The organism is Pseudomonas sp. M47T1 (genome assembly GCF_000263855.1).
Taxonomy (GTDB): Bacteria; Pseudomonadota; Gammaproteobacteria; order Pseudomonadales; family Pseudomonadaceae; genus Aquipseudomonas.
On sequence record NZ_AJWX01000003.1, the window covers coordinates 1 to 18,024 of the forward strand.

General features: G+C 59.2%; 17 protein-coding genes and 1 pseudogene. 15 read left to right on the plus strand and 3 right to left on the minus strand.

The genetic code is table 11. The features are described 5' to 3' along the window. The 11 genes and pseudogenes from PMM47T1_RS30260 to PMM47T1_RS03940 form a co-directional block, all read left to right on the plus strand. A pseudogene (locus PMM47T1_RS30260) lies at positions 1-325 on the plus strand (type VI secretion system tip protein VgrG); the annotation flags it as partial. Positions 326-380: 55 nt separating this feature from the next. Further along, positions 381-812 carry a hypothetical protein gene (locus tag PMM47T1_RS29675; protein WP_238536597.1) on the plus strand — a complete coding sequence of 144 codons (432 nt, stop codon included), beginning with the start codon at positions 381-383 and terminating at the stop codon, positions 810-812. Further along, positions 802-1,824: a DUF2515 family protein gene (locus PMM47T1_RS03900; protein ID WP_238536598.1), complete on the plus strand. Its 1,023-nt coding sequence runs from the start codon at positions 802-804 to the stop codon at positions 1,822-1,824. Before PMM47T1_RS29675 ends, PMM47T1_RS03900 begins: the two co-directional genes overlap by 11 nt. A 506-nt stretch (positions 1,825-2,330) precedes the next feature. Continuing rightward, complete coding sequence (locus tag PMM47T1_RS03905; RefSeq protein ID WP_008365996.1) at positions 2,331-2,702, plus strand: hypothetical protein; 372 nt, start codon at positions 2,331-2,333, stop codon at positions 2,700-2,702. A 223-nt stretch (positions 2,703-2,925) separates the two neighbouring features. Then, a complete protein-coding gene (locus tag PMM47T1_RS03910; RefSeq protein ID WP_008365998.1) occupies positions 2,926-4,191 on the plus strand; it encodes a D-mannose isomerase in 1,266 nt (421 codons plus the stop codon). Positions 4,192-4,296: 105 nt separating this feature from the next. After that, positions 4,297-5,571 carry an ABC transporter substrate-binding protein gene (locus tag PMM47T1_RS03915; protein WP_008366001.1) on the plus strand — a complete coding sequence of 425 codons (1,275 nt, stop codon included), beginning with the start codon at positions 4,297-4,299 and terminating at the stop codon, positions 5,569-5,571. A gap of 99 nt (positions 5,572-5,670) precedes the next feature. Continuing rightward, the gene (locus PMM47T1_RS03920; RefSeq protein ID WP_008366003.1) at positions 5,671-6,579 is read left to right on the plus strand and encodes a carbohydrate ABC transporter permease; all 909 of its coding nucleotides are present in this window, start codon (positions 5,671-5,673) and stop codon (positions 6,577-6,579) included. Next, positions 6,572-7,417, plus strand: coding sequence for a carbohydrate ABC transporter permease (locus PMM47T1_RS03925; protein WP_008366006.1), 846 nt, complete (start codon positions 6,572-6,574; stop codon positions 7,415-7,417). The genes PMM47T1_RS03920 and PMM47T1_RS03925 overlap by 8 nt, the downstream gene beginning before the upstream one ends. Positions 7,418-7,421: 4 nt before the next feature. Beyond that, entirely contained in the window at positions 7,422-8,582 is a 1,161-nt protein-coding gene (locus tag PMM47T1_RS03930; protein ID WP_008366009.1) for an ABC transporter ATP-binding protein, read from the plus strand. A gap of 88 nt (positions 8,583-8,670) precedes the next feature. Beyond that, positions 8,671-10,023, plus strand: a complete 1,353-nt coding sequence (locus tag PMM47T1_RS03935) for a carbohydrate porin (protein WP_008366011.1) — start codon at positions 8,671-8,673, stop codon at positions 10,021-10,023. Positions 10,024-10,340: 317 nt separating this feature from the next. Next, complete coding sequence (locus PMM47T1_RS03940; protein ID WP_008366012.1) at positions 10,341-11,195, plus strand: D-hexose-6-phosphate mutarotase; 855 nt, start codon at positions 10,341-10,343, stop codon at positions 11,193-11,195. 44 nt (positions 11,196-11,239) lie between these two features. On the opposite strand, the gene hexR is transcribed toward PMM47T1_RS03940, so the two are convergent. Then, positions 11,240-12,100, minus strand: a complete 861-nt coding sequence (hexR, locus tag PMM47T1_RS03945) for a DNA-binding transcriptional regulator HexR (RefSeq protein WP_177323364.1) — start codon at positions 12,098-12,100, stop codon at positions 11,240-11,242. 213 nt (positions 12,101-12,313) lie between these two features. Between hexR and zwf the strand changes: the two genes are divergently transcribed. The 3 genes from zwf to PMM47T1_RS03960 are packed head-to-tail and all read left to right on the plus strand — an operon-like array spanning position 12,314 to position 15,178. Further along, the gene (gene zwf, locus PMM47T1_RS03950) at positions 12,314-13,783 is read left to right on the plus strand and encodes a glucose-6-phosphate dehydrogenase (RefSeq protein WP_008366015.1); all 1,470 of its coding nucleotides are present in this window, start codon (positions 12,314-12,316) and stop codon (positions 13,781-13,783) included. After that, a complete protein-coding gene (gene pgl / locus PMM47T1_RS03955; protein WP_008366017.1) occupies positions 13,770-14,483 on the plus strand; it encodes a 6-phosphogluconolactonase in 714 nt (237 codons plus the stop codon). The genes zwf and pgl overlap by 14 nt, the downstream gene beginning before the upstream one ends. A 17-nt stretch (positions 14,484-14,500) precedes the next feature. Beyond that, a complete protein-coding gene (locus tag PMM47T1_RS03960) occupies positions 14,501-15,178 on the plus strand; it encodes a bifunctional 4-hydroxy-2-oxoglutarate aldolase/2-dehydro-3-deoxy-phosphogluconate aldolase (protein ID WP_008366019.1) in 678 nt (225 codons plus the stop codon). Between the two features lie 126 nt (positions 15,179-15,304). On the opposite strand, the gene PMM47T1_RS03965 is transcribed toward PMM47T1_RS03960, so the two are convergent. After that, on the minus strand, positions 15,305-15,541 hold the full coding sequence (locus PMM47T1_RS03965; protein ID WP_008366020.1) for a DUF3820 family protein: 237 nt from the start codon (positions 15,539-15,541) through the stop codon (positions 15,305-15,307). A 203-nt stretch (positions 15,542-15,744) separates the two neighbouring features. On the opposite strand from PMM47T1_RS03965, the gene PMM47T1_RS03970 reads away from it, so the two are divergent. Then, positions 15,745-16,200: a PA2169 family four-helix-bundle protein gene (locus PMM47T1_RS03970; protein ID WP_008366021.1), complete on the plus strand. Its 456-nt coding sequence runs from the start codon at positions 15,745-15,747 to the stop codon at positions 16,198-16,200. A gap of 43 nt (positions 16,201-16,243) precedes the next feature. Here the strand turns inward: PMM47T1_RS03970 and PMM47T1_RS03975 are convergent, their stop codons facing one another. After that, the gene (locus PMM47T1_RS03975) at positions 16,244-17,761 is read right to left on the minus strand and encodes a sensor domain-containing diguanylate cyclase (protein WP_157212951.1); all 1,518 of its coding nucleotides are present in this window, start codon (positions 17,759-17,761) and stop codon (positions 16,244-16,246) included. Positions 17,762-18,024 lie beyond the last annotated feature (263 nt).

Sequence of the window (18,024 nt, forward strand, 5' to 3'; positions counted from 1 at the left end):
TGAGATTGCGCTGCTCGAGCCAACCCTACCTGCAGTCGCTGACACCGCGATGGCAGGCAACGTCATTGAGTCGGTTACGCCTATGCATGCCCATTACGACGAACAACTCAGATTGCTAAGCCACAGTGGCGCACCCATTCGCTCAACAACAGTCGCAGTGTACATGCCCAATTCAACGAGCCCGCAGCTCATGACCACTGACGAAGAGGGTCGATTACCACGGGTTACAACCGATGGCGCTGAAACAGCGCAAATCCACCTGGTCTGGGACAAAGTTACAGTCGCTGCTGGCGCTGATGACTACGAGAGAGGCCGTAAGAAATGAACAAGATCGGCCCCCCACCCGCTGCGCAGTGTTGGCAAGCTTGACCGCGTGGGGAATGACCACAGCCGGAGCTCATTTTTCGGCTGGCGTCGGGACCACGCGCTGCTTCGCCGAACGTTCCGGGTCAATTCATCCGGCAAACAGAGAAGAACACACCGGCTTCTGTATTGATGAGCAGCCCTTGTTTACCGGCGTGACCATCAATCAGTGGAAAGCCGGCTTGCTCGGTTCTGAGCCTGAAAGTAAACGTTACGGGCTCACCATTAAACTCACCGCACACGGCAAATCCCCGTTACGGGATACTAAGGTGGCGGCGTTTATCGGAAGCACATCACTGCCGACTGCCATGACCACAAACAGCGAGGGCATTCTCCCTGCCATCGAAACCAATCACCCTGAGAGAGTAGAAAGCGATCTTCTCTGGGAAACATACAAGTGCCGCCAGGATCGGATGATTATGAAAGGAGTCGCAAAAAGTGAGTACTGAACCTATTGGAACATTTACAACCAATACTCAAAAGAATTCATTGGCGGAGCAAACAATTACCTGTGAAGCCCTGTGGGCAATAGGGCAACAGCGTGCGATCAAGCTGCTGAGCGACGAGAAGGAGTGCCCGATAAAAGGAAAGAGCACAGAGTTAATATCTGACTTCGGCACTCGTGCAGGAAGAATCGCAGCAGCTTATGCGCGTTTCTATCTAGAGCTTGAGCCGGGATGCGACCCTAAGTCAAAGGGTCGCTTTTACTGGATGGGTCTTGCTGCATTTGCCAGCAAGCAGGTTAAGTGCGGATTAGACTTCATAAAGGTGGCCTCGCAAATTTTTGTAGACTACAACAACCCTTCAGCAACAGCCATGGTTGAAACGGCGAAGACACCGCTAAAAATTGGAAAAAATTCACTCGGAAAAGGGAATTTCTGGCTATTTCAGGATATCTATGTGTGGCACTGGTTTTATGCCAACCACAAAGACCTGTTTAAATCGTGCATTGCAGACCGAAATACTGAAAGTTATCCTAACGAAATAAAGGCAACCCTAAACTCTTTGCCTTGGGCCGCAGAGGCCCTGCCGGCAATTAAAAACTTACAAAAAACAGAATTCATTCAACAAGGCTTTTCCCAAATTTACACTCTAGAAACTACTAGCAACCATAATACAATTCGAAAGCTCCAGCTTTCATCCCTAATGAACATTGCAGATCACGAGCAACGCAAAATACTCCAGCCGCTAATATACAACGACCTATCATTCGAGCTTCTGCTGGACACGCAAAAAGTAATGGAGGCCATTCCAGGGACACCAAAGCGACTTGCATCTTTTAGCGATGCCTGCGATATCGACGATTCGAAGTTTAAAATTGAGATGCATGAAGGCGCATTGTACCGCGAATCCGATCGCATGAAATTTATTACTGAAATTGCACAACAATACCACACGCTCATGGATGACGAGCTCGAATACATGGAAAACAAAATCAGCATAATTTCAAGCTGGGCTTAACGTTGAAAAAATCATTATTATTGATCATGGCCCTGCTTGCCGCGTGCAATAATTCGGAAAATCCCACTATGCACTCCCCTACTACTACCATCAAACTTAATACCTCAGTTTCCCAGCTACTTGATGCAACCCCCATCAATTTCAAGAATGATTGCCTACAAGAAATCGGCACGTGCTGGTACAAATTCTCAAAATCTGCCAACAGCGAATCCTTGCCTACCGCACGTATAATATCGGAAAGTTCCGATTTTTCTTCACCCTACGTTTCCGGCATCAGTATTTACTCTCCCCCAACCTTCAACGGGCTAATTCAAAATCTCACAGTAACACTCCGCGGTCTACCCGATAACAGTTTGCACTCCGAACAGAAGGACTTCCTATATAGTATAATTAGTGAACTACTAAAAGGCGGCTGGCGCCGTTACCTTTATCCATCGGACCCTAGAATTTCTGGCCAAGAGGGGCGAAGACTTCCAAGCGGCGAGGATGTACTGGGGAGTACCGTGATGAGTCACCCATGGTTTGATCCCAGTGAAAACATGACCTTGGAGCAATGGCTAAGCATAACTAACACATACGAGTGGTATTTCGTCGACAACAATGATAACCATCTACTTTTAAAGGTGTGGAAGTCAAACGATGAACGCTCGCCAAAGACGAGAGGTACATACCTAATAACACTCGAGTTTGATTCTGAGGAGAGCTTCTGGAGAAAGTCCTTCAAGCAAAAAGACAAAGAAAACTGGATTAACTTACTACCCAAAACGATCCAGCGTTTTGAGGAGGATAGATCGCTGCTCGAAAATAAAGCGGAGGCTATTGGAATAGCGATCGATCAAGGGTATCGCCCCCCAGCAATCAGAGCGCTTCAGAAGTAGCTTAAAGTGAAGTCCCACTGGTCAAAGCGGATTGCGTTGCCGGCGCCGGGGCTTCCCGGCGCGGCGGACGCGGACAAGGCAAGAACGCCAAAAAAACCAAGACATGCACCTCCAGCCCCCACCGCAATCCCCATCGTCACACCCCAGTGACATTTCATTCCCCACCCTCCCACTCCCCATTGTTTAGACTCCCCCCACGAACAATAAAAACTCAAGGCCCCCCATGGACAGGCTCCCCCTCGACTTCAACAGTTGGCTCAACACCCCCGCCCATCACCACTGGCTGGCCGCCGAGGGCCGGCGCTTGCTGGACTTTGCCCGTGCTTCGAAGCTGGCCGAGGGCTTCGGTTATCTGGATGAGCGCGGCTGGCTGCCCGACGCGCCGGCGCAGACGCTGATCACTGCGCGCATGACCCACAGCTTTGCCCTGGCCACGATTCAGGGGCTGCCTGGCCATGCTGCGTTGGTGGACCATGGCCTGGCCGCGCTGGCGGGCTGCCTGCGCGATGGCGAGCAAGGCGGCTGGTACGCCGTGGCCCATGCGGCCTGTGGCGACACCGGCAAGGCCGCTTACCTGCACGCCTTCGTGGCCCTGGCGGCCAGTAGCGCAGTCGTCGCCGGCCGGCCCGGCGCGCAGGCGTTGCTGGAGCAGGTGGTCGAGGTGATCGAGACGCGCTTCTGGAGCGAGGAGGAGGGCGCCATGCGCGAGTCCTTCGACCGTATCTGGAGCCGCGAGGAAGCCTACCGCGGGGCCAACAGCAACATGCACAGCGTAGAGGCGTTTCTTGCCCTGGCCAATGTCACCCATGACCCGCGCTGGCTTGCGCGCGCCCTGCGCATCGCCGAGCGGGTCATTCATCGGCACGCGGTGCCCAATCACCATCGGGTGATCGAGCATTTTCATGCCGACTGGGCTGTGGACCTGGAATACAACCACGGCCGCCCGGCCGACCCGTTCCGCCCCTACGGCAGCACACCTGGCCACGCCTTCGAATGGGCGCGACTGCTGTTGCACCTCGAAGCCGCACTGATCGACGCCGTGCATCCGGCGCCGACCTGGCTGGTGGCGGCCGCTCGCGGGTTGTTTGACCAGGCTTGCCGCACGGCCTGGAACGTCGATGGCGCACCGGGGTTGGTCTATACGCTGGACTGGAACGATACGCCAGTGGTGCGCCAGCGCATGCATTGGGTGGTGACCGAGGCCATCGCGGCGTCGGCCGCGTTGTTGCGCCGTACTGGTGAACACGCCTTCGAACACTGGTACCGCTGTTTCTGGGAGTTTGCCGCCGGGCACTTGCTGGACCACGAGCACGGCAGCTGGCACCACGAACTCGATGAGCAAAACCGCCCCAGTGCGGCCGTGTGGGGCGGCAAGCCCGATCTGTATCACGCTTGGCAGGCGGTATTGTTGCCACGCTTGCCGCTGGCGCCTAGCCTGGCCAGCGGCTTGGCGCGTTTGGGAGGTGAAAGTATTGTCACCGGCTGGTGACAATTGTGCATCGCTTCGTTACCTGGCGCGCTAAATACCCTGTTTACACTCCACGCAGCGCAAGCATCAGACTTGCAATGCATAACAACAAAAAAAGGTACTTTGATGAACTCGATCAATCGCCTCGCCGCTGTCATTTCGCTCGCTACCCTGTTCCCGCTCACCGCGCACGCCGCCGATTCCAAAGGCACTGTCGAGGTCGTGCACTGGTGGACATCCGGTGGCGAAAACGCCGCAGTCAAGGTGCTGCAACAGCAGGTCGAGAAGGACGGTTACACCTGGAAGGATGGTGCCGTGGCCGGTGGCGGTGGCGCCACTGCCATGACCGTGCTCAAGTCGCGTTCCGTGGCCGGCAACCCGCCGGGCGTGGCCCAGATCAAGGGCCCGGATATCCAGGAGTGGGCCTCTACCGGCCTGTTGGACTCCGACACCCTCAAAAGCGTCGCCAAGGCCGAGGGTTGGGACAAGCTGCTGAGCAAGACCGTTGCCGACACCATGAAGTACAAGGGTGACTACGTGGCCGTGCCGGTGGACATTCACCGGGTGAACTGGCTGTGGATCAACCCGGAAGCCTTCAAGAAGGCCGGTATCGCCAAGGCACCTGCCTCGCTGGAAGAACTCTACGCCGCCGCCGACAAGCTGAAGGCCGCCGGCATCATCCCGATCGCCCATGGTGGTCAGCCATGGCAGGACGCTACCGTGTTCGAAGACGTGGTGCTCAGCGTCATGGGCGCCGATGGCTTCAAGAAAGCCTTCGTCGACCTGGACGAGGCCACGCTGACCGGCGCCAAGATGGCTCAGGTCTTCACCGACCTGAAGAAAATCAAGGGCTACATGGACCCGGACGGCGCTGGCCAGGACTGGAACTTGGAAGCCGGCAAGGTGATTCAGGGCAAGGCCGGCATGCAGTTCATGGGTGACTGGGCCAAGAGCGAGTGGACCCAGGCGGGCAAGAAAGCCGGCACCGACTACGAGTGCGTGCCGTTCCCGGGTACCGCGGGCAGCTTCACCTATAACATCGACTCCCTGGCCGTGTTCAAGGTCAAGGACGCCGGTAGTGTCGCTGCCGCCCAGGACCTGGCGAAAATCGCCATGGGCAAGGACTTCCAGCAAATCTTCAACATGGCCAAGGGCTCCATTCCAGTTCGCAACGACATGGACATGAGCAAGTTCGACAGCTGTGCCCAAGCCTCGGCCAAAGACTTCGCCGAAGCCGACAAGGCCGGCAAGCTTGAACCAAGCATGGCGCACAACATGGCCACCAGCCTGGCTGTGCAGGGCGCGATCTTCGACGTTGTCACCAACTTCATGAGTGACAAGAACGCCGACGCTGCCGATACCGCGAAAAAACTTGGCAGCGCTATCTCCGCCGCCAAATAACGCTGCGTTCGTAGTGCGTCCGATACCTGCGCCGGGGTTTCTCCCCATCCCCCGGCGCAGGGATTCGGTACCGATTGGTCTTTACACTGGATTTCTCCGATGAGCTCTGTGGCTGTATTCAGCAAGGCCTCGCCGTTCGATGCGCTGCAACGCTGGCTCCCTAAACTGGTGCTGGCGCCAAGCATGCTGATCGTGCTGGTCGGTTTCTATGGTTATATTTTCTGGACGTTCATTCTTTCGTTCACGACTTCCACGTTCATGCCGACGTATACCTTCGCCGGCCTGGCGCAATACACGCGTTTGCTCAATAACGATCGCTGGTGGGTAGCGAGCAAGAATCTCGCCGTGTTCGGCGGCATGTTCATTGCCATCAGCCTGCTGCTGGGTGTGTTCCTGGCGGTGCTGCTGGACCAGCGCATTCGTCGCGAAGGCTTCCTGCGCACCATCTACCTGTACCCCATGGCACTGTCCATGATCGTCACCGGCACCGCCTGGAAATGGCTCCTCAACCCGGGCCTGGGCCTGGACAAGATGCTGCGTGACTGGGGCTGGGAAGGCTTCCGCCTGGATTGGCTGATCGATCAGGACCGTGTGGTGTACTGCCTGGTGATTGCCGCCGTGTGGCAGGCCTCGGGCTTCGTCATGGCGCTGTTCCTGGCCGGCCTGCGTGGTGTTGATCAATCGATCATCCGCGCCGCCCAGGTTGACGGCGCGAGCCTGCCCACCATCTACCTGAAGATTGTGCTGCCGAGCCTGCGCCCGGTGTTCTTCAGTGCGTTCATGATCCTTGCGCACATTGCCATCAAGAGTTTCGACCTGGTGGCGGCAATGACGGCCGGCGGCCCTGGTTACTCCTCGGACCTGCCTGCGATGTTCATGTACTCGTTCACCTTCAGCCGCGGGCAGATGGGCGTGGGTTCGGCCAGTGCCATGCTGATGCTCGGCGCGATCCTTGCCATTCTGGTGCCGTACCTGTATTCGGAATTGAGGGCCAAGCGCCATGACTAATGCCTATGGCAAACCTGCGCTGACCTTCAGCCGGGTGGCAATCTACGCCACCCTGATCCTGGCGGCCGCCATTTACCTGGTGCCCCTGGTGGTGATGCTGCTGACCAGCTTCAAGACCCCGGACGACATCCGCACCGGAAACCTGCTGAGCCTGCCGGACGCTTTCACCGTCATCGGCTGGGCCAAGGCCTGGGCCACCGTGGGCGGTTATTTCTGGAACTCGGTGAAGATCACCGTGCCGGCCGTGCTGATCTCCACCTTCATCGGTGCGATGAACGGTTACGTGCTATCGATGTGGCGCTTTCGCGGCTCGCAACTGTTCTTCGGGCTCCTGCTGTTCGGGTGTTTCCTGCCGTTTCAGACCGTTTTGCTGCCGGCCTCGTTCACCCTCGGCAAGATCGGCCTGGCCAACACCACTACCGGTCTTGTGCTGGTTCACATTGTGTATGGCCTAGCCTTTACTACGCTGTTCTTCCGTAACTACTACGTGAGTGTGCCGGACGCACTGGTGAAGGCAGCGCGGCTGGACGGGGCGGGGTTCTTCACCATCTTCAACAAGATCTTGCTGCCCATGTCGATCCCGATCGTCATGGTGTGCCTGATCTGGCAGTTCACCCAGATCTGGAACGATTTCCTGTTCGGCGTGGTGTTCGCCAGTGGCGACGCGCAGCCGATCACCGTGGCACTGAACAACCTGGTCAATACCAGCACCGGTGCCAAGGAATATAACGTAGACATGGCCGCGGCAATGATCGCCGGCCTTCCGACGCTGCTGGTGTACATCATGGCCGGCAAGTATTTCCTGCGTGGGCTTACAGCCGGCGCGGTCAAGGGGTAGAAACATGGCAACGCTCGAACTGCGCAATGTAATCAAGACTTATGGCAGCGGCCTGCCGGACACCTTGAAAGATATCCAGCTGAAAATCGACTCCGGCGAGTTCCTGATTCTGGTCGGGCCGTCGGGTTGCGGTAAGTCCACCCTGATGAACTGCATCGCGGGCCTGGAGAACATCACCGGCGGCGCGATCCTGGTAGACAATGCCGACATCAGCGGCATGAGCCCCAAGGACCGTGACATCGCCATGGTGTTCCAGTCCTACGCGCTGTACCCGACCATGACCGTGCGCGAGAACATCGCTTTTGGCCTTAAGATCCGCAAGATGTCGGCGGCCGCCATCGAGGAAGAAGTGGCGCGGGTGTCCAAGCTGTTGCAGATTGAACACTTGCTCAACCGCAAGCCCGGCCAACTGTCAGGCGGCCAGCAGCAACGCGTGGCCATGGGCCGGGCACTGGCGCGCAGGCCCAAGATCTACCTGTTCGACGAACCGCTGTCCAACCTCGACGCCAAGTTGCGCGTGGAGATGCGCACCGAAATCAAACTGATGCACCAGCGCCTGAAAACCACCACGGTGTACGTGACCCACGACCAGATCGAGGCTATGACCCTGGGTGACAAGGTGGCGGTGATGAAGGACGGCATCATCCAGCAGTTCGGTACGCCGAAAGAGATCTACAACGACCCGGCCAACCTGTTCGTGGCCAGCTTCATCGGTTCGCCGCCGATGAACTTCATTCCCCTGCGCCTGCAGCGCAAGGATGGCCGCCTGGTGGCGCTGCTGGACAGCGGCCAGGCCCGCTGCGAACTGCCACTGGCCATGAGCGACGCCGGCCTTGAGGACCGCGAAGTGATCCTGGGCATGCGCCCGGAGCAGATCGTGTTGGCGGGCCCCGAGGCCAACGGGCTGCCAATGATTCGTGCCGAAGTGCACGTCACCGAGCCGACCGGCCCGGACACCCTGGTTTTTGTCACCCTCAACGGTACCAAGGTTTGCGCGCGTCTGGCGCCGGACGTGGCGCCGCAGGTGGGTGAAACCCTGAACCTGCAATTCGACCCGGCCAAAGTGTTGCTGTTCGACGCCGCGACCGGCGAACGCCTGGGGGCGGTGGGGCGAGCACAGGCAGCCGTGACGGGCGACAACGTCGCCCAGTTCAAGGGCCGCTGAATTCGTGCCGGGCGGCCTGTCGCCCGGTGCCACAGGAGTACACCGCGTTTAATCAACAGCCAATAACAATAAGACGAGGAAGCAAGGGATGAAAAAGCGCATGAACAAGTCAGCACGCAATCGTTTGTTGCAAGTCTCGGTGCTCAGTGCACTGGGCCTTGCGAGCAGCGCTCACGCGTACGACGCCTTCGACCCCGAATCGCCATGGATGCTCGGCGACTGGGGTGGCGAACGTACCGAGCTGTTGAAGAAGGGCTACGACTTCACCCTGGAGTACGTAGGGGAGGCCGGCAGCAACCTGGGTGGCGGCTATGACCAGCACGTCACTGCTCGCTACAGCGACCAGTTTGCGCTGGGCGTGGACATGGACCTGAACAAGATTCTGGGCTGGAAGGATGCCGAGTTCAAACTGACGGTCACCGAGCGTAGCGGCCGCAACATCTCCAATGACCGCATTGGCGACCCGCGCGCAGGCACCCTGAGTTCTTCGCAGGAAGTGTGGGGCCGTGGCCAGACCTGGCGTCTGACCCAGATGTGGTACAAGCAGAAATTCTTCGACGGCGCGCTGGACGTCAAACTCGGCCGCTTCGGGCCGGGCGAAGACTTCAACAGCTTCCCGTGCGACTTTCAGAACTTGACGTTCTGCGGCTCGCAAGTGGGTAACTGGGTGGGCGGCATCTGGTACAACTGGCCAGTGAGCCAGTGGGCTACCCGCGTGAAGTGGAACATCACGCCTGAGTTCTACGCTCAGGTCGGTGCGTTCAACCAGAACCCGTCCAACCTGGACCGCAACAACGGCTTCAAGCTGAACGGCAGTGGCACCAAGGGCACCCTGTTGCCTGTTGAAGTGGTGTGGTCGCCTCAGGTCAATGGCCTGCCGGGCGAATACCGTCTGGGTTACTACTACAGCAGCGCCAACGCCGACGACGTGTACGAAGGTGCCGATGGCCAGCCTGAACCAGTGTCGGGCACCTACAAGGAGCACAACGGCAAGCATGGCTGGTGGGTTGTGGCACAGCAACAACTGACCACCCACAACGGCGACGCCAGCCGTGGCCTGAGCGTGTTCGGCAACTTCACCGTGCATGACAAGGCTACCAACTACATCGACAACTTCCAGCAGGTCGGTCTGGTCTACAAAGGCCCGTTCGACGCGCGTCCCAAGGATGACATTGGTGTAGGTATCGGCCGTATCCACGTCAACAATGACGCTCAGGACCGCGCCAAGCTGGTCAACGACCTCAGTGGTATCGACGACTACGACAACCCGGGTTACCTGCCTGTGCAAGACACCGAGTACGACGCCGAGATCTACTATGGCTTCCACGTGACCAACTGGCTGACCGTGCGCCCCAACCTGCAATACATCAAACACCCTGGTGGTGTGGATGAGGTGCCGAACGCAGTGGTTGCAGGCCTGAAGCTGCAAACCAAGTTCTAATGTGTAACGCGGGCAGCCCTGCTGCCCGCCTTTATCCCTGTAGGCGCTGCGGGGCGGCCATCCGCGGGGCGGCCATCCGCCGCCTGGCTGCGAAGGCTCGCGTAGCGGCCCCGCGATCGGCATGACACCGCCGAAGGTTCTGCGACCTTTTTCGCAGCGTTTCGGCAGCTCCCGCGATTACGTGCATGCTGCTCCAAGGAACCATGCGGCAAAAAGCTCGGCGAAAAATTGGCTTATATCGGTAAGATAGCGCTACCTCTAACAATATCAGCCGTATTCGGTGAGTTTTTCCTACCGTGTCCAGGATTTCTACTGCCATGCACGACCACCCGCTTCAGCGCTTCTTCAAATCGCAGCGGCCCCGGCCTACCTTCGAGTGGGAACGTTTTCAGCAACGTGACGTGCTGGTCATTGACCATCCCAAGTGCCAGGCGGTATTCAGCCGCCAGGGCGCGCAATTGCTACACTTCCGCCCCCAAGGCCAGAAACCGTGGCTGTGGTGTTCCGCGCATTGGCCCCAGGCCGGTGCCATTCGTGGCGGCGTGCCGGTGTGCTGGCCGTGGTATGGCCGTCACCCCAGTGAAGGCATGTGGCCAGCCCATGGCTGGGGACGCCTGGTGGACTGGAAGCTGCACGACAGCAGCGAGGACGAAGAGGGCGTGACCCTGCACTGGCGCCTGCTGCTGTGCGACTGGCAGGTAGACCTGCACGCGCGTCTGGGGGACCAGATGGAGTTGCGCCTGAGCACTGAGCACCAGGACAGCGAGCCTTGCCAACTGAGCCATGCGCTGCTCGCGTACTGGCGCATCGGCGATGTGAACGAGGTGACCCTGGCGGGCCTGGAAGGCGTGCAGAGCTATGACAAGCTCAGCCGCAAGACCACCACCCACAAGGGCGAACTGGAAGTGACCGGCGCCTGCCAGCGGGTGTTCAGTGGCGCCAACCAAGTACGCCTGCAAGACAACGCTTGGGCGCGCAAGCTGGCCATTGACACCGCGGACAGCGATGACACCGTGGTGTGGCACCCCGGTTCACGGCCGTTGATGGGCGTGATGGGTAACGAGAGCCAAGGCTTTCTATGCGTGGAAGCCACCAGCGGCAGCCAGGAGAACCTCAGCCTGGCGCCGGGTGAAAAAGCCCACCTGAGCCTTCAGGCGCGCCTCCTGAACTAGCGTTTAGCCGCTGCCGCCAGGCTACAACGGAGGCAGCAACCACTTCAGTTCAACTCATCATCGATGGGGTACCGGCTGGCGTTCAGGCTTTCCTTGATCTTGCGCAAGTGCGGCTGGAAATCGGCGCCTCGACGAAGGGTCATGCCGGTTGCCAAAACATCGAGTACGGTTAACTGAATGATGCGCGACGTCATGGGCATATAGATGTCGGTGTCTTCGGGCAGCGGGATGTTCAGGCTCATGCTGCTGGCCTTGGCCAGCGGTGAGTCCTTGGCAGTCAGGCCCAGCACCGAGGCACCGTTTTCCCGCGCCACGCGGGCGACCTCCACCAGTTCGCGGGTGCGGCCGGTGTAGGAAATGATCACGAACAGTTCGCCGGTGTGCGCCACCGACGCCAGCATGCGCTGCATCAATACATCGGCGTGGGCCGACACCGCCAGGTTGAAGCGGAAAAACTTGTGCTGGGCGTCCAGGGCCACGGGCGCCGAAGCCCCCAGGCCGAAGAAGTGGATTTGCCGGGCCTGGATCAACATGTCCACGGCGCGGCTCACCAGTTGCGGATCCAGTTGCTGACAGGCGCTGTCCAATGATGCAATGGCACTGCCAAAGATCTTCTGGGTGTAGGCGGCCGGATCGTCGTCGGCTTCCACCGCGCGGCTCACGTAGGCGGCGCCACTGGCCAGGCTCTGGGCCAATTGCAGTTTCAGCTCGGGGTAGCCACTGACGCCGAACGAGCGGCAGAAGCGGTTGACCGTCGGCTCGCTGACCGAGGCGGCCTGGGCCAGCGCGGCAATGCTGAAGCGAGTGGCTTGTTGGGGGTTGAGCAAAATGACTTCGGCGACTTTTCGTTCGGCCTTGTTCAGCTCTTCCAGGCGGCCCTGGATCTGTTCCAGGAGATTGCGCACGCGGTCCATGTTATGTCCTTGGGTCGAGGATGCAGCCAGTACAGCTGTCTGGCGCGGCTGTATTCACGGGTGGCCTATCGTACTGAGGGCTTAGTGCGATCACCACTCGAATCTGTTTTTCCGGGAAAATGTTGTGTTTATTACTACATTTTCCCTTGAATGGTGCCTTGAAAAAAGGTATTTCTAGTCTAACTTGATAAAAGAACAAACATCATGCCTTCGACATCCGTAGAACCCTGCACCTTTGCCTTGTTCGGCGCCCTGGGCGACCTGGCATTGCGCAAGCTGTTCCCGGCGCTCTACCAGCTTGATCGAGCCACGTTGCTGCACGACGATACCCGTATCATGGCGCTGGCCCGCGAGGCCGGCACGCCACAGCAGCACTTGGCCAACATCGAGGAGCACCTGCGGCTCTTCGTGGCCAAGGCTCAGATTGACGAAGAGACGCTGCGCCGCTTCCTGGCGCGGGTGACCTACGTGCATGTCGATTTCATGAACGAGGCGGACTACCTCAACCTGGCCGAACAGATCGGCCCGAACGAGCAACTGATCGCCTACTTCGCCACCCCTGCCGCCGTGTATGGCGCCATTTGCGAGAACCTGCACAAGGTGGGCCTGGCCGACCGGGCCCGGGTGGTGCTGGAAAAGCCGATCGGTCACGACCTGGCATCGTCGCGCCGCGTAAACGACGCCGTGGCGCAATACTTCCCGGAAAACCGCACCTATCGCATCGACCACTACTTGGGCAAGGAAACGGTGCAGAACCTGATTGCCCTGCGTTTCGCCAACAGCCTGTTCGAAACCCAGTGGAACCAGAACTACATTTCCCACGTGGAAATCACCGTGGCCGAGGAAGTCGGCATCGAGGGGCGCTGGGGCTATTTTGACCAGGCCGGCCAGCTGCGCGACATGATCCAGAACCATCTGTTGCAGTTGCTGTGCCTGATTGCCATGGACCCGCCCGCCGACCTGTCGGCCGACAGCATCCGTGACGAGAAGGTCAAGGTGCTCAAGGCCCTGGCGCCGATCAGCGCCGAAGGCCTGACCACACAGGTCGTGCGCGGCCAGTACATTGCAGGCTACAGCCAGGGCAAGCCGGTACCCGGTTACCTGGAAGAAGAGAATTCCAACACCCAGAGCGACACCGAGACCTTCGTTGCCCTGCGTGCCGATATCCGCAACTGGCGTTGGGCCGGCGTGCCGTTCTACCTGCGTACCGGCAAGCGCATGCCCCAGAAGCTGTCGCAGATCGTCATCCACTTCAAGGAACCGCAGCATTACATCTTCGCCCCCGAGCAGCGCCTGCAAATCAGCAACAAGCTGATTATCCGCCTGCAACCGGACGAAGGCATTTCCTTGCGCGTGATGACCAAGGAGCAGGGCCTGGACAAGGGCATGCAACTGCGCAGTGGTCCGTTGCAACTCAACTTCTCCGACACCTACCGCAGCGCGCGCATCCCTGATGCCTACGAGCGGTTGTTGCTGGAGGTTATGCAGGGCAATCAGAACCTGTTTGTCCGTGAAGATGAAATCGAATACGCGTGGAAATGGTGCGACCAGTTGATCGCCGGCTGGAAAAAGTCCGGTGATGCACCCAAGCCGTACGCGGCCGGGTCGTGGGGGCCAATGAGCTCCATCGCACTGATTACCCGCGATGGGAGGTCCTGGTATGGCGATATCTGAACTTAAACTGCCAAGCGAAGTTGTGCCTCGTGACTTCGTCAGCCCACCGCTGCTGGCCGAAGGGCTGGCGGTGGCGGTGGCCGATAAACTGCGCGCAGCCATCGACGCCAAGGGTGTTGCCACTCTGGTAGTGTCCGGTGGTCGCAGCCCGGTGATGTTTTTCCAGTGCCTGGCGCGCCAGGCATTGGACTGGTCGAGTGTGGTCATCAGCCTGGCTGACGAACGCTGGGTGCCGGTTGAGCATGCCGACAGCAACGCCGGCCTGCTCAAGCGCTACCTGCTGGTGGGTGCCGTGGCCAAGGCGCGTTTTGTCAGCCTGTACAGCCCGGCGCAGAACCTGGAGCTGGCCGCCGAGGACGCAGACGCGGTGCTGGCCGAGTTGCCAGCCATCGACGTGCTGATCCTGGGCATGGGCGATGACGGGCACACGGCCTCGCTGTTCCCCAACAGCCCCAACCTGGCCCAGGCCCTGGAGCCTGCGGGCAGCCGCCGCTGCCTGCCAATGCTGGCACCGACCGTGCCGCACCAGCGCCTGACCATGACCCGGGCCTTGTTGGCCAGCGCCGGCTACACCGCGCTGTCGCTACAGGGCGCGGGCAAATTGAACACGTTGCGCGATGCGCTGGCGGGCGACGACGTTGCCCAGATGCCGGTGCGCGCGTTTCTACATTCCCCACTGGATATCTACTGGTGCCCCTGAGCCAAGGATCAGCCGCTATGACGACACTCGAAAAACAACAGCTGGTGCAAAACCGCATGGCGGACAAAGTCGCCCTGATCGACAAGCTGGCCGCCAAGGCGAAAATTCTCCCGGTCATCACCATTGCCCGTGAAGAGGACATCCTGCCGCTGGCCGATGCACTGGCCGCTGGCGGCCTGACTGCACTGGAAGTGACCCTGCGTTCGGAATTGGGCCTGAAGGCCATCCAGATCCTGCGCCAGGAACGCCCCGAGTTGATCGTTGGCGCCGGCACGGTGCTGGACCGCCACATGCTGGCGGCCACCGAAGCGGCTGGCTCGCAGTTCACCGTGACCCCGGGTGTTACCCAAGACATGCTGGAAGCGGGCATTGAAAGCCCGTTGCCCCTGCTGCCAGGTATCAGCAGCCCATCCGAGCTGATGATGGGTTACGCCCTGGGCTACCGCCGCTTCAAGCTGTTCCCTGCTGAAGTCAGCGGCGGCGTGGCGGCAATCAAGGCCTTTGGCGGCCCATTCCCGTCGGTGCGTTTCTGCCCCACGGGTGGTGTAGGCCCGGCCAACCTTAAAAACTACATGGCCCAGCCTAACGTGATGTGCGTGGGGGGGTCGTGGATGCTGGAAAGCGCCTGGATCAAGAACCGCGACTGGGCGCGCATCCAGGAGTGCACCGCCGAGGCGCTGGCCTTGTTCGACTGAATTTGTTGCTTGCTGTTGATTGTTTTACGGCTTTTGGGGGCGCTTGGTCGGCGCCCCCTTTTTTTGCCAGCGATAAACCTCTGCGGACCTTTTCGCGGCCTTTCGGCAGCGCCTACGACAGTTACATCAGTACTTGGGGGCAGGCTTGTTGTGTTTCTTGCGCAGCGGTTCGAGCAGGTCGGCCAGGCCGTTGTGGTCGATCTCCTGCATCAACGCGAGTAGCCCGCCCAATTCACCCTTGGGAAACCCTTCGCGGGCGAACCAATTCAAATACGGCCCTGGCAGGTCGGCGATGATACGCCCCTTGTATTTGCCATATGGCATTTCGCGGGTAATGAGTAATTCAAGTTTTTCCGGATTCATGGGTATCAAATACTGGCGTGCAAAAGGACTTTGAACCGGCGTGCATTCTGCATGAGGGTAAAGGGCTATTCATGCATAACGCCGGAGGCGCTAATTTTTACATATCTATAAGTGTATGATTTGTAACGTAAAATTCAATATTAGAAGTTGGCACGAAGACTGCGATATATCGGTGTAACCTTTCAACCCAGAGGGAATCGAAAATGTCCAATCCAACCAAAGAAGTTATCTCGGTACTTAATGACCTGATCGAAACCAGCATGGACGGCCAGAAAGGTTTCAAAACCTGCGCCGAAGATATCAAAAATCCGGAATTGAAGGCACTGTTCTTCAAGCATTCCCAGGAATGTGGCCAGGCCGCTGCCGAACTGCAACAGGAAGTTCGCGCCTTGGGTGGTGACCCCGAAGATTCCACCAGCGTTGCCGGTGACCTGCACCGCCGTTGGGTTGACGTGAAATCGCTGTTCACCGGCAAAGGTGAAGAGGCGGTTCTCAACGAGGCAGAGCGCGGCGAAGACCATGCCCTGAAGGCCTACAGGGAAGCCTTGGCCAAACCATTGCCTGCCAACGTGCACGCTATCGTGGAGCGCCAGTATCACGGCGTGCAACGCAATCATGACCAGGTAAAAGCGTTGCGCAACATCGCACGCGCCAGCTAAGCCTGAAGCATTGCGTACAAACGCCGGCTTTTGCCGGCGTTTTTTATTGGGCCGCCGATACCGCTGGCTTATCGTGGAAGCCAACCTGGTTGCGACCGCTGTCCTTGGCCTGATACAAGGCCACGTCCGCAGCCGCCAGCAGGTCGTCGAGCTTGAGGCCTGAGCGTGTCGTGGATGTTCCTACACCAATGCTGACGGTGACGGGGTGGCGGTCGTCGCCGAAGGGTGGCAGGCCTTCGATGGCGTTGCGGATGGTCTCGGCAATAATCAACGCGCCGTTGAGGTCGGTCTCCGCCAGCACCACCATGAATTCTTCACCCCCATAACGTGCCGCCAGGTCGGCGGGGCGATGAATGCAGGCATTGATCACTTTGGCCACACAGCGCAGTGCCTCGTCGCCCCCGGGATGGCCGTGGCGTTCGTTGAATGCCTTGAAGTGGTCGACGTCGATCATCAGCAATGACAGCGGCTTGCCGTTACGCTGCGAACGCGCCCATTCGGTGCGCAGTGTGCGGTCCAGGCTGCGCCGGTTGGCAAGCCCGGTGAGGCTGTCGGTGGAGGCCAGGGTAGTCAGTTCCCGTTCGGTGCTCACGCGTCGGTGCAACTCGCGACTCATCATCAGGCACAGCCATAGCAGTGCCATGCACAGCAGCGCCGTGGCGGTGCCGACAAACACCGCCGTTCGACGCCACGAGGCATAAACCTCATCGGTGGACAGCGCAATGATCACGATCATCGGCAGCGGGCCGACCTTGGCGAACGTGTAGAGACGCTGTTTGCGATCAACGCTGGAAATCGACACGAAACTGCCGTTGGTTTCGTGCACCACGCGTTTGAAATTGGGGTGTTGGCTGAAGTCCTGACCCGTGAGGTCCTGGCCCGGCAGTTCCGGTTCGCGCGCCAGGAAGATGCCTTGCTCGCTGATGAGGTTGACGCTGCTATCCTTGCCAATGGTCAGGCTTTTGAAGAGCTCGGAGAAATAGCCCAGTTGCAGCGCTCCGGAGGCCACGCCCAGGAACTCGCCGGAGGGCGACGAGATGCGGCGGCTGAAGCTGATGCACCAGCCCAGGTCGCCGATGCGGTCACGGAACGGTTCACTGATTTCCAGCCCTGCCTGGGGGTGGCTGCGCAAATACTGAAAGTTGGGACGGTCACTGAAATTGGCCTTGCGCGGTGGTAACGCCCGCGAATCGGCGAGGATGTCGCCGCCAGGGCCCAGCCACAGGATGTCGCCGCGAAACGGCCCGGTCACGGCGCCATCAAACAGCATGCGTTGGCGCAGGCTGGGTGGCATGCTCAGAAAGTCCGGATGCTGGGATGCTTCTATCAGCCCCACCAGCGAGCGGTCGTACAGGTCCACGTTGCGCTGCACGTCGATACTGATCAATTGCACGATATTGTTGGCAGCGCGTGCGGCGTCGCGCTCGGCGCTGGTGCGTTCACGGGCCAGCAGAAAGGTGACGATCGCGATAATGGCCAGAATAGTCAGCCCGCAGCCGGTTACCAGGTACCGTTGCGGTGCGCGGGGTGGCGGCCGTAAATGCAAGTGTAAAAGGCGCAAGTTGGCGAACTCTGGTCATTATGGTCGCCACGGGTTCGCGGTGCTCATGGGCAGGGCTGGCGGGGCGAGACGTGGGGCGCGCGAGGCGGCGGTATTCTAGGGGGAGTGTATCAACGTGGACAACCCACTTTCCGCGATAATGGCCATTTGCCAGATAAACGGAATCTGCCCCCAACCTGCTGAATTTCCTTATTTCTCAAGTAATTCCGAAAGTTACGGCGCAAATGAAAAGCCGGCATCAAGTGCCGGCTTTTTTGCAAACA

Bases quoted from the DNA above. Each gene is read 5' to 3' on its own strand.
- PMM47T1_RS03925 (WP_008366006.1), top strand. From the start codon at position 6,572: ATGACTAATGCCTATGGCAAACCTGCGCTGACCTTCAGCCGGGTGGCA.
- PMM47T1_RS03905 (WP_008365996.1), top strand. From the start codon at position 2,331: ATGAGTCACCCATGGTTTGATCCCAGTGAAAACATGACCTTGGAGCAA.
- PMM47T1_RS03910 (WP_008365998.1), top strand. From the start codon at position 2,926: ATGGACAGGCTCCCCCTCGACTTCAACAGTTGGCTCAACACCCCCGCC.
- PMM47T1_RS03970 (WP_008366021.1), top strand. From the start codon at position 15,745: ATGTCCAATCCAACCAAAGAAGTTATCTCGGTACTTAATGACCTGATC.
- PMM47T1_RS29675 (WP_238536597.1), top strand. From the start codon at position 381: ATGACCACAGCCGGAGCTCATTTTTCGGCTGGCGTCGGGACCACGCGC.
- PMM47T1_RS03965 (WP_008366020.1), bottom strand. From the start codon at position 15,541: ATGAATCCGGAAAAACTTGAATTACTCATTACCCGCGAAATGCCATAT.
- zwf (WP_008366015.1), top strand. From the start codon at position 12,314: ATGCCTTCGACATCCGTAGAACCCTGCACCTTTGCCTTGTTCGGCGCC.
- PMM47T1_RS03960 (WP_008366019.1), top strand. From the start codon at position 14,501: ATGACGACACTCGAAAAACAACAGCTGGTGCAAAACCGCATGGCGGAC.
- pgl (WP_008366017.1), top strand. From the start codon at position 13,770: ATGGCGATATCTGAACTTAAACTGCCAAGCGAAGTTGTGCCTCGTGAC.
- PMM47T1_RS03920 (WP_008366003.1), top strand. From the start codon at position 5,671: ATGAGCTCTGTGGCTGTATTCAGCAAGGCCTCGCCGTTCGATGCGCTG.
- PMM47T1_RS03935 (WP_008366011.1), top strand. From the start codon at position 8,671: ATGAAAAAGCGCATGAACAAGTCAGCACGCAATCGTTTGTTGCAAGTC.
- PMM47T1_RS03940 (WP_008366012.1), top strand. From the start codon at position 10,341: ATGCACGACCACCCGCTTCAGCGCTTCTTCAAATCGCAGCGGCCCCGG.
- PMM47T1_RS03915 (WP_008366001.1), top strand. From the start codon at position 4,297: ATGAACTCGATCAATCGCCTCGCCGCTGTCATTTCGCTCGCTACCCTG.
- PMM47T1_RS03930 (WP_008366009.1), top strand. From the start codon at position 7,422: ATGGCAACGCTCGAACTGCGCAATGTAATCAAGACTTATGGCAGCGGC.